Source organism: Ruegeria sp. AD5 (genome assembly GCF_056542345.1).
Genome location: NZ_JBQFZR010000006.1, coordinates 1 through 14417 on the forward strand (window position 1 = coordinate 1; position 14417 = coordinate 14417).

General features: G+C 51.6%; 13 protein-coding genes and 2 pseudogenes. 13 read left to right on the forward strand and 2 right to left on the reverse strand.

Annotated elements, in window-relative coordinates:
* Positions 1-331: 331 nt before the first annotated feature.
* The 8 genes and pseudogenes from ACR0JG_RS19205 to ACR0JG_RS19240 form a co-directional block, all read left to right on the forward strand.
* A pseudogene (locus tag ACR0JG_RS19205) lies at positions 332-521 on the forward strand (adenylyltransferase); the annotation flags it as partial.
* Positions 522-584: 63 nt separating this feature from the next.
* Positions 585-1148, forward strand: a complete 564-nt coding sequence (gene rfbC, locus ACR0JG_RS19210; RefSeq protein ID WP_480571986.1) for a dTDP-4-dehydrorhamnose 3,5-epimerase — start codon at positions 585-587, stop codon at positions 1146-1148.
* Positions 1145-2221 (forward strand): dTDP-glucose 4,6-dehydratase, encoded by a 1077-nt coding sequence (gene rfbB, locus ACR0JG_RS19215; RefSeq protein ID WP_480571989.1) that lies wholly within the window; start codon positions 1145-1147, stop codon positions 2219-2221. Before rfbC ends, rfbB begins: the two co-directional genes overlap by 4 nt.
* Positions 2218-3060, forward strand: coding sequence for a dTDP-4-dehydrorhamnose reductase (gene rfbD, locus ACR0JG_RS19220; protein ID WP_480571992.1), 843 nt, complete (start codon positions 2218-2220; stop codon positions 3058-3060). Before rfbB ends, rfbD begins: the two co-directional genes overlap by 4 nt.
* On the forward strand, positions 3057-3932 hold the full coding sequence (gene rfbA / locus ACR0JG_RS19225) for a glucose-1-phosphate thymidylyltransferase RfbA (RefSeq protein WP_480571995.1): 876 nt from the start codon (positions 3057-3059) through the stop codon (positions 3930-3932). The genes rfbD and rfbA overlap by 4 nt, the downstream gene beginning before the upstream one ends.
* Positions 3933-4310: 378 nt before the next feature.
* A complete protein-coding gene (locus ACR0JG_RS19230; RefSeq protein ID WP_480571998.1) occupies positions 4311-4916 on the forward strand; it encodes a polysaccharide biosynthesis/export family protein in 606 nt (201 codons plus the stop codon).
* 115 nt (positions 4917-5031) lie between these two features.
* Positions 5032-6303, forward strand: coding sequence for a hypothetical protein (locus ACR0JG_RS19235; RefSeq protein ID WP_480572001.1), 1272 nt, complete (start codon positions 5032-5034; stop codon positions 6301-6303).
* 8 nt (positions 6304-6311) lie between these two features.
* A pseudogene (locus tag ACR0JG_RS19240) lies at positions 6312-6447 on the forward strand (IS5/IS1182 family transposase); the annotation flags it as partial.
* Positions 6448-6451: 4 nt separating this feature from the next.
* Here ACR0JG_RS19240 and ACR0JG_RS19245 read toward each other — a convergent pair.
* Together ACR0JG_RS19245 and ACR0JG_RS19250 are read right to left on the reverse strand one after the other, a co-directional pair.
* Entirely contained in the window at positions 6452-7216 is a 765-nt protein-coding gene (locus ACR0JG_RS19245) for a glycosyltransferase (protein ID WP_480572004.1), read from the reverse strand.
* A gap of 603 nt (positions 7217-7819) precedes the next feature.
* Positions 7820-8752: a hypothetical protein gene (locus tag ACR0JG_RS19250; protein WP_480572007.1), complete on the reverse strand. Its 933-nt coding sequence runs from the start codon at positions 8750-8752 to the stop codon at positions 7820-7822.
* 469 nt (positions 8753-9221) lie between these two features.
* On the opposite strand from ACR0JG_RS19250, the gene ACR0JG_RS19255 reads away from it, so the two are divergent.
* The 5 genes from ACR0JG_RS19255 to ACR0JG_RS19275 all read left to right on the forward strand — a co-directional run bounded on the left by ACR0JG_RS19255 (position 9222) and on the right by ACR0JG_RS19275 (position 14415).
* Entirely contained in the window at positions 9222-10343 is a 1122-nt protein-coding gene (locus ACR0JG_RS19255; protein ID WP_480572010.1) for a DegT/DnrJ/EryC1/StrS family aminotransferase, read from the forward strand.
* Positions 10344-10431: 88 nt separating this feature from the next.
* On the forward strand, positions 10432-11832 hold the full coding sequence (locus tag ACR0JG_RS19260; RefSeq protein ID WP_480572169.1) for a tannase/feruloyl esterase family alpha/beta hydrolase: 1401 nt from the start codon (positions 10432-10434) through the stop codon (positions 11830-11832).
* Between the two features lie 211 nt (positions 11833-12043).
* Entirely contained in the window at positions 12044-12841 is a 798-nt protein-coding gene (locus tag ACR0JG_RS19265) for an acetyltransferase (protein WP_480572172.1), read from the forward strand.
* Positions 12842-12949: 108 nt separating this feature from the next.
* Positions 12950-13204: an acyl carrier protein gene (locus tag ACR0JG_RS19270; RefSeq protein ID WP_480572013.1), complete on the forward strand. Its 255-nt coding sequence runs from the start codon at positions 12950-12952 to the stop codon at positions 13202-13204.
* Positions 13201-14415 (forward strand): acyl-CoA dehydrogenase family protein, encoded by a 1215-nt coding sequence (locus ACR0JG_RS19275; protein WP_480572016.1) that lies wholly within the window; start codon positions 13201-13203, stop codon positions 14413-14415. Before ACR0JG_RS19270 ends, ACR0JG_RS19275 begins: the two co-directional genes overlap by 4 nt.
* Positions 14416-14417: the final 2 nt, after the last annotated feature.

The window sequence follows — 14417 nt, forward strand, 5'->3', positions numbered from 1 at the left end:
ATTGTCAGACTGGATACAGCTCCCGTTGATGATGATCTCGAATTTACGAGTACATTCATCGACACTGGCCAGTTCGACGGTCTTGGCTAACTCCTTGGGCCGGATCAATTTCGGCCTAAGCTCAGGACTTATTGCTTTCCACCTTGCTGCGTGATTCATGGTTTAGAAAACAGGGTGCTGACATGAGTGACCTTTGTTGGCTAACCGCCGAACAGATGGCCAAGCTTGCCCCATAAGACACTCTACAGCCGGCGAAAGGGTTGAAGCGGGACGGGCATCTTTCACGGACTATAACTTCTTGTTCTTTGATCATCTCTGTCCTAGTCGCCTATGCCGCCGCACGTCGCGCAGTGCGCAAGGAGGCAAGATCAAGGGTTCTATCGGCGTCTCCGATCCTTATGACGTGCCCGGGAACCAGGAGTTGCGGGTGAAGACAGAAAACGCCGAAGTGAACAGTTGTGCACAGTAGAGTGCTATTGAAACTCGGAAGTATGGGGCGGATTTCCGGCAATAGCTTCTGAAACTGTTGCATTGTCCTTCCGCCCCTGTATTCAGAGTCCTACTAAGGTTCGAAAGGCAGGGGCGTGAAGGTTGAAAAGACGGCTTTAGAAGGTGTTCTGTTGCTAACGCCCAAACGCTTTGGCGATGCGCGCGGTTTTTTCAGCGAAAGCTGGAGCAAACGCATCATGGCCGGGCAGGGGCTCACGTATGATTGGGTTCAGGACAATCACTCGCTGTCCTCTCAGACCGGCACAGTGCGTGGACTGCACTTTCAGGCTCCGCCCCATGCCCAGGACAAGCTGGTGCGCTGTGGGAGGGGTAGCCTGTTCGATGTGGCAGTCGATATCCGCAAAGGTTCGCCTACCTACGGGCAGTGGGTGGGTTATGAGCTAAGTTTCGAGAACGGTCGGCAACTTTTGGTACCTGCGGGTTTTCTGCATGGCTTTGCCACCCTGCAGCCAGAGACCGAAATCCTCTACAAGTGTTCAGACTACTATGCACCGGAATATGAAGGCCTGGTGCGCTTTGACAGCCTAGATATCGACTGGAATTTATACGGTTTAGAGCCTGTTTTGTCCGATAAGGACGCAAGCGCCCCGCCTTTTGCTGATTTTGACAGCCCATTTGTCTGGGAGGGCACCACGTGAAACTGCTGATCACCGGAGGGGCGGGTTTCATCGGCTCTGCCGTGGTGCGACTGGCCATTATGCGTGGGTATGAGGTCGTGAACCTCGACGCGCTGACCTATGCGGCCTGTCTCGACAATGTGGCGTCTGTCGCAGAGCACCCCAACTACGCTTTTGAACAGGCCGATATCCGCGACCGCGGAGCGCTTGACCGTATCTTTGCCACTCACCAACCCGATGCAGTGATGCATCTTGCGGCCGAAAGCCATGTCGACCGCTCGATTGACGGACCGGGCACCTTTATCGAGACCAATATCACCGGCACCTATAAGTTGCTGGAGGCGGCACGCCGTCATTGGATCAGTCGTGGAAGACCCGAGGGCTTTCGCTTCCATCACATCTCCACCGATGAAGTTTTCGGATCGCTGAGCGACACGGGCCAGTTCACCGAAAACACCGCCTACGATCCGCGGTCGCCCTATTCGGCTTCAAAAGCGGCCTCTGACCACCTGGTCCGTGCCTGGCACGAGACCTACAGGCTGCCTGTGCTACTGAGCAATTGCTCGAACAACTATGGACCCTACCACTTTCCCGAAAAACTGATCCCAGTGGTGATCCTCAACGCGCTCGCCGGCAAGCCAATCCCGGTCTACGGTACCGGAGAAAATGTACGCGACTGGCTTTATGTAGAAGATCATGCGGACGCTCTGCTGACAGTCTTGGGCAAGGGCCGCGTCGGACGCAGCTACAATATCGGGGGCGAGAATGAAGTGCGCAACATTGATTTGGTCCAGATGATTTGCACAATATTAGACACAAAAAAAGCGGAAACAGGGTCCTCAAATCCCGAAACGGATCAAAGCGCGCCCTCGTCCTATGTCGACCAAATCACCTTTGTAGCCGACCGGCCGGGCCACGATCTGCGCTATGCGATCGACCCGTCCCGCATGCGCGACGAGTTGGGCTGGAGACCGTCTGTGACGCTGGAGCAAGGGCTTGAAAAGACCGTGCAGTGGTATCTCGACAACGAGGACTGGTGGCGGAGGCTGCAAAACCGGGATGGGGTGGGTAAACGGCTCGGGTCCGTCCCATGAAAGTCCTTGTCTTCGGCAAGACCGGCCAGGTGGCCACGGAACTGGCACGCTTCGAAGGGGTCACATGCCTTGGCCGGGACACGGCAGACCTGTCCAGACCTGCGGAGGTGCGCGAAGCGCTCGAAGCGGCGCAAGCCGACGCCATCGTCAATGCGGCAGCCTACACCGCAGTGGACAAGGCCGAAACCGAGCGCAACATCGCAATGACCGTCAACGGCGCATCTGTCGGTATCATGGCGGATCATGCCGCAGGCCGCAACATTCCCTTTGTGCATATTTCAACCGATTATGTCTTTGACGGCAGCGGTGATCGCCCATGGCATCCGGGGGATACGACAGGACCATTGGGTGTCTACGGGGAAAGCAAACGCGCAGGAGAGGTTCTGATCCAAAACTCGGGTGGGACCCATGCTATCCTGCGCACCTCATGGGTGTTTTCCGCCCATGGCTCCAACTTTCTGAAAACCATGCTGCAGCTTTCTCAGACCAGGGATCACCTGACCATCGTTTCAGATCAGATCGGCGGACCGACACCTGCGGCCACCATTGCCGAGGCCTGCATGACAATCGCCCGAACGCTTTTGTCAGATCCTGACAGGGGCGGGATATACCATTTTTCAGGTGCGGCGGACATATCTTGGGCCGGATTCGCTCGTGAGATATTCGAGGCTGCAGGCCGAGATATCTCGGTCGAGGACATCCCCACCAGCGCCTATCCGACACCGGCGGCGCGTCCGCTTAACTCCCGGCTGGACTGCTCCACACTCTCGTCCCAATTCGGTATTACACGTCCCGACTGGCGCAGCGCCACGCATCAGATCGTAAAGGCACTCACATGACGAACAGCGGTACCGCACGCAAGGGCATCATTCTCGCCGGGGGTTCCGGTACGCGCCTCTACCCGATCACGCTGGGCGTCTCCAAACAGCTGCTGCCGATCTATGACAAGCCGATGATCTACTACCCTCTATCGGTACTTATGCTGGCCGGTATCCGCGAAATCGCCATCATCACCACACCCGAAGATCAGGCGCAGTTCCAGCGCATGCTTGGAGACGGTGCGCAATTCGGCATCACCCTGACCTGGATCGTTCAGCCGAGCCCCGACGGTCTCGCGCAGGCCTTCACGCTGGCTGAGGATTTTCTGGCCGGCAGCCCCTCAGCGCTGATTTTAGGCGACAACATCTTTTTCGGCCATGGGCTGCCGGATCTAATGCGCGCGGCCCCAACGACGGGGGCGACGGTTTTCGGCTATCAGGTGGTGGATCCGGAACGCTACGGCGTGGTGGATTTCGACACCGATGGTACTGTCCGTGGCATTATCGAAAAACCCGAAATCCCACCGTCGAACTTTGCTGTTACAGGACTTTATTTTGTCGATGGCACAGCACCGGAAAAGGCGCGGCATGTGATGCCATCCGCCCGAGGAGAACTGGAAATTACCACGCTGCTGGAAATGTATCTGGCAGACGGCACGTTGCAGGTCCAGCGTATGGGGCGCGGGTATGCCTGGCTCGACACTGGAACGCATGGCAGTCTGCTGGATGCCGGAAATTTTGTCCGCACCATTGAGATACGCCAGGGGCAACAGATCGGATGCCCCGAAGAGATCGCATTCGAGCGGGGCTGGATCACTCGGAACGATCTTGTAACGCAGGCGGAACGCTATAAGAAGAATGAATACGGTCAGTATCTGTTAAATCTGATATAGCGCCCAGCAGCCCTTTGATGGCGCATTATCGGCGCCCTATCCCCTTGAATAGATCAAGATGGAAAGACCCAGTCATTCTGAATCCGCCCATATGAGTTTCTCAAGCCAGCTGACCATTTATGCACAGTGCATTACTATATCCATAGATACCAGCACGCCGCCTCGGCGACGCGATTCAGAGATTGATCAATGATGAAAGTGGTTTTCTTTGCAGGCCAAACGTCAGAACGAAGTTGTTGGTCCTAAAATACCCTAAATTCCGAAAACGTGACTTAATCACTACAATACGGGATCGATTTTGAAGGGCTATTCTTCTATGTATTGTATTGCTAAGCTATTTTTCTCAGCATTTCTGCTGTTGTAGCAAAGGCATCCACTATGAAGTTCGCTCATTTAATTTCTTTGGTCATGGTTGTGCTATTAAGTGCAGTTACGGCTCATGCACAAAGTGATTACCGCATCCGACCTGGCGATATACTTCAGATCGAAGTGCTGGAAGACCCGAGTCTTAATCGTGCGGTGGCAGTCTTGCCAAACGGGCAGATCAGTTTTCCTTTTGCTGGAACGCTTCGCGCAGGCGATCGAACCATTGGCCAACTGCAGGCGTCGCTACGCAATGCGCTAAGTTCGAATTTTGCAGCCCCGCCAACGGTTTTTGTGGGGGTCGAGCCGTTTCAGGATCCGACAACGTTCAGCGGCCTCTCGGGTCCAACGATTGATGTATTTTTCATAGGAGAAGTGAATAGCCCGGGCCGCGTCGAGGTTGAAAGTGGAACCACTCTTTTGCAGGCGGTGGCTGTCAGCGGCGGAGTATCCCGTTTTGCTGCTATAAAACGTATTCAGTTACGACGCACTGGCGCTGACGGCGTGCAACGTGTAACAATTCTGAACTATAAGGCTCTCGCGAATGGAGCCGTGACAACAGATATCGAGCTAAAGGACGGAGATGTTATTCTGGTCCCAACAAGGCGCTTATTCGAGTAGCGAAACAGCGTACAGGCAAAAATCTATTGTAGTACGACGGGGGCCTTTGGCCTGTGCGGTTTTGATTTGCGTCACTCCGGGTGTGCGCGCTCAGGATGTACCCTCGGGCATACTCATGACATTGGACGTTACGCAACAGCTGGAGTGGAGCGACAATCCGGATTTGGATGTCGATGGGGACTCTGATTTCTTTGGGCGCACGATTCTCGGATTTGGGCTGGAAAGCGCAACCAGCATCCAGAACTTTTCTTTGGACCTCGGAACCGACATCGAAGAGTTCCGTGACACCAATGACCAAAATTTTGATTTCGACAACTCTTTCGCAACGCTCAACTACAGCCGAGCAACCCGCAACGCTTCTGTGGGTGGAAATCTGCGGTATCGCCAATCGGATGTCGATGGAGACCTTGTTTTTACCGACCAGGATTTCGATCAGGATGGTAATATCATCTCTCAAACGGAAGGTACGCAGAGAATCTTTGGGTATGCTTTGCGGGGTGCTGTCGGAGAAGAAGCTCCGCTGGGGGCCAGTTTCAATTGGGACCACAACGAGATCAATTTCGAAGATACTGATGATAATTTTGACAACACGTTGGACCAATTTTCTGGGCAAGTAGATTTTCGCATCGATCCTCGTGTCACACTAGGCCTGATAGGGCGGTACTTTGATTTTGATACTGAGAATCCGGATGGCACGGATCGAAAAGAAAAAGACTTAGGCCTTGCCACCGAGTTCGCGGTAACGCCGATCTTAACCGTGAACGCCAGATTGAGTTACACCGAGATTGAGCGCAGGGGCGGAACAAACCAAGACGATGATGGTATTAGTGGTGAGATTGAAATTACGCGCGAAATGCCCAATGGGACCCTCGGATTGAGCTATGCGTCAGAAGTTTTTGCCAATTCAGACGGTCGGCGGTCTTTCTTGGCTGTCAGTCGAGATATGGACCTGCCCCTTGGGGCGCTGGATGTATCTCTAGGTGTGACGGGTGCTGATGCGGTAGGTTCGGACCCATTGATCGAAGCTAATTACCGGTATGATCTGCCCGCTGCTCAACTGACCTTCGGACTCAGTCAGCGAGTGGTTGTCGGTGATGAGGATAATGAAGATATCAATACCTCTCTACGCGCTGCCTATGATCAGGAAATCAACCCCGTTTCCAGCTTTGGGGTTAGTTTGGATATTTTCGATCAAAACGCATTGGATGACGATAGGAACGATACCCGACGCATCGAAATCGGGCTGAACTATCGTCATGATCTGACTGCTGATTGGGGGTTGGTCAGCGGGATATCCTACACCGCGCTGGACGAAGAGGACAATGACGACCGTAGCCGCACCACAATATTTGTTGGCCTCCAAAAATCCTTCAGCTTTTTACGTTGATTTAGCACAACTTGTTGGAGCGCTGCTTCAAAAAAGCTGAAGATTAGTCACCGCGTCATCGCCCAGTACGACAAAACCGCAAAAAGCTACCTTGGCTTCATCAACATCACATTGATCCGCCTCTGGCTGCGCCAATTTTTAACATCGCCTAGTTCAATTCAACTAAGTTCTTGCGAATATCATTTCCATGAAGCTCCACAGAATACTCGTTTTGGAAAACCTCACGACCTTTTGCGCCTATACGACTGGCTTCCTCGGGATGCCTGATGAAGTAGTCTATCTTTTCCAATAGCTCATCCACATCACCGTAGCATTCATAGTGATCGTGTTCGCGCATAGATAAAGGTAGCCAAATGTCTTTCAGGTTTGCGTGGGCGAGCAAAAAACCACCAGCGCTCCAGATTTCAAGGTGCCTGAATGTGAACTCTCCATGCCCGTCAATGGCAAGGCTAATTCGAGATTTTTTAAGATTAGAAATAAAGTGCTTCTCCGTTATTGGCGCGGTCAATAAGGAAGGATCTACTTGAATTAATCCTTTGCGAGGCAGCAGCCCACCAGATATCCTTAAGTCAGGTGTTTTCTGTATTTTCGCCCAAGCCTCGATACGTTCCTTGGAAGCCTTACCAATAAAAAAAACATCCATCTCCTTCTCTGAAATATCCTGCTTAAGGAGTTTTTTATGCTTTTTCGCGTTCAATAACTTATACGGCGCATGCGTAAAATAAGGACAAGACAACATCGTCGGTTTGATTTTTTGTTTATTAGAAGAACTAATTGGGTATCGATCTAGGTCAGAAAACGGTTCTCTCTTAAAGATAATATCGTAGTTATCGAGGACTTCATCATCAGGCATAAATTGCGCTTCATCAGCATTAACAAATAGTGCCTTTGTACCAGGAAAGACTTTTGCCATCTCTATCAACCTGGAAGAGTCACCTCTCAGTTTACCATCCACACAGCGCAAATTTACGACTAAGACATCCTGTCCAATGAGGCTTCTTTCTGAAAATCTAGAATTCGAAACGCGAGTTACGTTTCCAGCGTGGCTAAGCGCGGCCTCAAAGAATCCGTCAATGGCCGAAAAGAAAAAGTGTCTTTTTATTGCTAGAGTGGCAGACTTAAAGCTCTTCTTTATTTCAGAACGCAAGTTGGGCCCAGAGCGTCTAGGTTTATCAGATCGCGTTACATAAAGTATATTCATTTAGGATTTATCTCGGATGGGTCGACCTCTAAGCTATTAGTCAGAAATATCTCAAAAGCCTTCTTTGTGTTTTGCTTATTCGTTCCTCTATCTGCCACAATTCGGCAAAGCGAGCAATTTATTGAAGTTCACTCTGACGATGCCTTGATCGGGGCGGCTCACATGTAGAGTTCATTCTTATATCTTTCTTCTTGCGGTTTTATAATCAAGTATGGCTGAGTGAAGCCTTTGCCGAGTTCAGCCAACACCCCATTCTCACCAAAAACCGCTGAGGTATACGTCAGATCAAGTCTGAAATTTTACAGGCAAGACCTCTCAATCCAAAAAGCGTTCCCCAAGTCGGTCGACGAAAGCCATTAGCATTTCATTCTCACTTTCTTGTTCCTTGGAAATCCTGTCGAGTAGTTTGCCCCGTGTTTCTCGGGCCCACTCGATTTCCTCATCGCCGTACGCTGTTCCCCAACGATCTGGCCTGTTTTTGAACTCGTTGTGTAGTGATTTGTCTAGTTGCGGAATCACAACCGGAATGCAGCCACACATTGCTGCGTATATCGTGTATTGTGTGAATGGATCATGGCTGTAGAGAACCTTTGTCTTGTTGAAGACGTCAGCCTTCTCTTCATGTGTCATATTATCAATGAGGATTGCATCATCGCCTTCAGGAACTTCCGAGAGGCCGGTGAATCTGCCTTTCCGGATTAACCGGCATGCGCCGGAACGGTTGGGTAGCTTGCGATCAAAGTACACGTCACTCCGGAGCCAACTGATCTTTAGGTGGTTTTCTTGATCAATTCCTACGACACCATGCGCGAATTCTGGATTATAGAAGTACGTCAGTTCGTTTGGGCCAAAGCTTACCCATGGGCGAAAAAAACCTGGTTTGTGGAGGAGCCAGCGCACAACACGCTTACTTCTCAGAGGATTGCCGTCAACAGTTTCGGGATAAACGACGATTGCCTCTTTTAGGATTTTTTTGTTCGCTACCGGTGTTTCAAAATCGGGGTGGGTACGAAAGCCTTTCCGGGCTCTAAAAGGTGCCAATCTGTTGAGATACCACCTCTTTACCCAAGTGCGAGGCTTGAATTCAGGCAAGGGGGGATATGGATGCTGCATTGTTCTGGGGTAGACATAAGCGTCTTCACCTAGGCGATTAAGGCGATCGACAAGCCTATGAAGCACAATGGGTCCCCCAGCTGTCTCGTCAAAGGCATTCGTATAAACGACGATTGGCCTCCCAATTCTGCTCATGTTATGTGCTGCCTCCGGTTGATAGGGCGGCCTGAAATCAGGCTGCTGTCTAGCACGACGCCGAAACAATCGCGAATACCTTAATTCTGGAAGTAAACGTGGTTTAGACAGATACTTCAATCGGTGAAAGTGTCTTGGTTTCCAACGAAAATCATGTCGGGTACCATGCCGAAACCGAACATCTTTGTCTCCCTCACCCCTAGTAGAGTGTTTGCAGAACGATGTAAGGTGGGCTGGCACGGTTTCTTAGGTGTGAATACGTCGGTTGCGGATTAAGTCGAGATTGGACAACGTAGCTACATAACAATGGGCACCATGGCAAACGAGATCGCTCGTATATGCAGGTCAAATCCTTCTCGGTAGTCCTTCGATCGACTCAAGGTTTCTACTTATGAATGCTTTACAGTGAATTCGTGACGTTTGAAGATCGGGAGTAAACATCAGAGCCGATAGGCGCTTAGGGTAAAACATGAAACAGATTTATTTACGGGAACACCAGAAGCATTCCAAACCAGTGGTCGAGGTTGACGCAGCCGACGTCCAAGATCCGAAGCCCAGAGTATCGTTCATAGAAAGCAAAACACCGGACCTAGAACGTATTTCTTTACTGCTAGCGGCTTGCCAGGAAGAAAATCAATGGGCCAACGAGGGGCCATTGTTCCACCAATTGATTGAAGCTTACCGGCAACACATGAACCTATCGCCAGATCACGCGCTCTTTCCATGCAGCAACGGCGCGGTTGCGTTAGAAGCGATGGCACGACTTCATGAATTAAAGCATGGTCGCCCCCTTCGCTGGTTGGCATCGTCCTTCAGTTTCAGCAACTTGGGTCGCGGGTATTTTTCTGATGTCGCATTTCTCGACTGCGACGAAGTAGGGCTGCTCGACTTGTCGATCTTGGAGAGCATTGGCCTCAACTCCTATGACGGTGTGATCGTTACAAATCCACATGGTATCTGCCGCAATTTCCAACCGTATATTGATTTTGCAAAGCGGACGGGAAAGGCACTCCTGTTCGATAACGCTGCGGGCATGGGTATGCAGGTTCCTGACTGGCCATGGCAGTGTTTTAGCCTGCACCACACTAAACCCTACGGCGTAGGGGAAGGTGGTTTGGCGCTTGTCCCAGTGGATGAATATGCAAATCTACGATCCCTTCTCATCTACGGGCCTGCGCCGTTTCCAGCTGCCTGCTGGCAAAATAATGGTAAGCTGTCGGATATTTCTTGCGCTTTTCATCTGGACCGCCTCGCACGTTTTCATGATTGGGCGCCACTTTATCTTGAACAGATCAGACGGGTCATCGAGATTGCCGAAACTGTGGGACTCAGCCCGCTCCTTCCGTTCGATGGTAAGGCGATCGCGATGAGTTGGCCTCTCCTGGCAACACAAGAGATTACTCCGAAAAAATGTGACAACTCGCAGTCAATCGTATTGGCGAAGTACTATAAACCGCTCGCATCGACGCCACGTTCCCGAGATATCTTCAATAGATTGGTCAATTTTCCAACTCACCCGGACGTCGCGCAACTAACCGACGAGCAAATCCGCAATGAAATGCAACAATTATTCTTGAATAGGAGCGACTAAGCAGAGACGCGCGTCGCGCTCCGGGTAGATTAGGCATCTTTGAATGACATAATAACTTACTAGCGAACGGAGAAGTTACTTGCGACAGATGACGCTTTATATGCTGGCTGGTTTTGCGCTTTCGCTGACTGGATTACCTGCAGCCGCTCAGCATAGCTCTGACGAGTGTACTGAATTGCAACATGTCGGCATATCCGGGGGGCATATCACATCCGCTCGCGCGATCGCGGCCTCGGATACGCTTCCAGCCTATTGCGAAATTCGGGCCACAGCCTTGCCAGCAATTTCAATTGAAGTCGGGCTACCGATGGATGGTTGGAACGGCAAGTTCTATCAAGCTGGCTGTGCCGCTTTGTGCGGCACTCTGGCACGTGAGGATGCCAACACAAGCTGGGTCAACGCGATGCGTCTCGGGCTCGAGCGTGGTTATGCGACCGCGAGGTCTGACAGCGGTCACCTGGGCTCGTCGATCGTTGATGCGGAATGGGCGTACAACAATCCAGATGCCGAACGGGACTGGGGCTGGCGCTCCATCGGTGAGACAAACCGCGTCGCCAATGTGCTGATCGAGGCATTTTACGGCAATGCATCAGAGCAGGCGATTTTCCAGGGCTGCTCGAACGGTGGTCGCATGGCACATATCGCCTCACTTCGCTACCCGGAAATGTTCGATGGTATCATCTCAGGCGCACCGGCCATGGATTTTCCCGGTTTCGCGGCAACCAAGATATCGTGGATCGTTCAGGCAAACACAGCGCCTGACGGTTCTCAGATTCTTGGACCTGACGAAGCCGCCATTGTCGAAAAAGCCGTTTTTGACCAGTGCGACGCCGTGGACGGCTTGGAAGACGGTGTGATCGCTGACCCACGCCAGTGTGACATCAGTTACGAGGGACTCGGACTGACGAACCAACAACTCGACACGCTCGGCAAATGGCGTGATGGGCCACGTAACGCAGCCGGCGAGCAACTCTACCCCGGCGGTGTGCCAGAAGGATCCGAACCCTTCTGGTGGTTGTGGCTGACCGGGGATGCCGACGGGCGTGGAAAGCTCGGACCTGCCTTGGCAGACGGTTTCGGCAAATACATGGCGTTTGATGAAGATCCTGGCCCGAACTGGACGCCGATGGACTTCGATTTCGAGATGGATCCATCGCGGATGGCCGCTTCTACAGAAGCTTACAATGGTGACAATCCAGATATTTCTGCGTTTCGTGAAGCAGGCGGCAAAATGATCGTCTATCATGGTTGGGCAGATGCTCTCGTGACACCATACAAGACGGTCGAATGGTACGAACAGGCCTCCAAAGTGGCCGGCGGGGAAGACGTGCTGAGGGAGAGCGTTGCCCTCTTCATGGTGCCGGGATTGGATCATTGTGGGGTCCAGTCTGGGCCCGGAGGGATAAACGCAGCTGCTCTGGATCCGCTAACGCCCCTCGAGGCTTGGTTAAATGACGGGAGCGTTCCCCAATCGATTATGGCTAAATAGTTTAGTCATTCGCGACGAGGAACTTACTGCTGGCGAAATCACCTAGCAGAGTTGATGTGGAGCGATAGCGAGTCGTGTCTCTGAATGACAGGGGCCAGTGTTGGTCACACATCGGAACGAGAGCTAAAACGAGAACTAATTTGCTTTCCAAGCCGGAACTGTTTCCACACGCTCCATAATTCAGACCAGCTGATGGAAAGCTGCTGTGGATATGCATACCGCTGGGATGGTACAGTGGTTAAGTGTTGATTCGTGGAATTTTTGCTTTGTGAATGAACCAGATTTTATTAAGGCGCGATTAGAAACATCTTATCAGGTTGAACACCAGCTTCATAAGAAACCGGTTGTAATTTTCGGAACTGGCCCCACGGCCAGAGTAGTAAGCTATTATCTCTCAAATGAACTTCATTGTTCTGTTGCCGCATTCACTGTGGACGCAGCCTACCAAGACTGTGATTCCGTAGATGGAAGGCCCGTCGTACCATTCGAAAGTATAGCAGAGGAATTTTCCTCACAGGAATTTTCGATGTTTATCGCGATGGGCTTCCAGGATTTGAACGCCGTCCGTGAAGCGCGTGTGAATGCCGCTGAAGCTTTGGGATACGAACTTATTTCAATCATTCATCCCCAAGCACATATTCCGTCGAATACTGAAATCGGTGCAAACAGTCTCATACTACCGTTGGTCGCGCTAAACCCGAATACGAAAGTTGGCAAGAATGTACAGCTCTGGAACCACGTGGTTACGGGTCACGATTGCCGGATCGGCGATCACTCCTTCATCTCTGCCTCGGCGACCCTCTTAGGGAACGCATCTGTCGGCAAGAGATGCTTCATCGGAGCTAATGCGACACTGACGCATGGTATCACCGTCGAAGACGACTGCTTTATTGGGGCAGGTGCAATCGTTACTCGGGACCTCAAGAGTCAGTCCGTGGTTCTGGGCACTTCCTCTCAAGTCGAAAAAATATCCAGCAAAAAATTCTTAAAGTTGATAGCTTTCAAATGAATATAGAGCAAAACTGTAGAGTCAATTCATCAGAGTCTAAGCTACGGATCCTATAACTCTGATGACAGTAAACAGTAACTAGTGAATACCTATTAGGAGAAAAGTCTAATGCTAGAACTCCAAACTAAAATCCGTGCTGTGGTCGAAGAGCACGCTCGTCTAACACTTCCAGTGGCGAATTTGAGCGTAGATGATGATCTCTACAACGCCGGCCTGACATCTCATGCCAATGTGCAGGTTATGCTGGCGCTGGAAGATGCATTCGACATTGAATTTCCTGACGAGATGTTACGACCTGAGGTCTTCGAAAGTATCGCATCAATCAGCGAGGCGGTCGCTACGCTAACCGACGCTGCAGCATGACCATCTTTGATGGCGAACCGAAGGTCGAGCAGAGTGAACATCCTTTTAGTGCGCCTAGCATCCAAGTTCTTGACACCAGAATCGATGAGATCGGGCGTGATGTCACGGCACCGGCGGCCTATTCTGTAGATAAGGATGCGCGTTTCCCCAAGGAAACTTTCGCAGCGCTGCGATCAGCAGGCGCTCTCAGCGCGGCAGTGCCGAAAGAACTCGGCGGCACAGGATGCACCATCGAGCAACTGGCGCGACACTGTCGCACAATTGGAAGTCACTGCGGCTCCAGCGGTCTGATCCTTGCTATGCACCACATCATGGTTGCAAGCTTAGTTAGGCACAGCGATGACAACCCGTTTGTCAGCCAATATCTTCGTCGCTGTGCGGCAGAACAGAGATTGATCGCATCTTCTACATCAGAGGTTGGTCCGCGCGGCAACATGCGGCGGAGCGAGTGCGCGCTGGAAATAGCAGGCCCCATTTTCACATTGGAAAAGCATGCTACGACGATTTCCTATGGGGATTGCGCCAACGATCTTCTGGTAACGGCTCGAAACAACCCCGATGCCGCGCCCAGTGATCAAGCCATGATTCTCGCTCTGGAAGGCGACTATTCGATTTCTAACAAGGGGTCATGGGATACGATCGGCATGCGCGGCACCTGCAGCGAAGGCGGAAGGATCAATGTTCGCGCGCCTATCGAGCAGATTATTAGCAAAGACTTCCGCAAAGTCACGACGCTCACGAAGGTGCCCTACTCTCATATTCTCTGGTCTTCCTGCTGGCTTGGGATTGCCACAGGCGCGGTGAACAAGGCGCGAGCCGTACTCCGCAAGCAAGCCAGAAAACAGGTCGGCACTATACCGCAGGTCGCATATAACATAACGGATTTGGATGCGCGCTTGCAGTCCATGAAAAGCGATATCGATGCTGTCATGCGCGAATTCATGAGACTGGACGATTTGAACGATGAGGCGGCTCTGGACAATGTAGCGTTCACCCTTCGATTGAATAACCTGAAGATTAATTCCTCCGAAGCGGTCGTTGATATCGTCACTGGCGCTTTAAGGGCAATTGGAATTTTAGCCTATATGAACGGCACCGAGGTAAGCCTTTCCCGACATCTTCGCGACGCGCATTCAGCAGCTCTGATGATCAGCAACGACCGAATTCGCACAACCAATGCAACCCTGATGCTGGTCCACAAAGGGGATTAGAA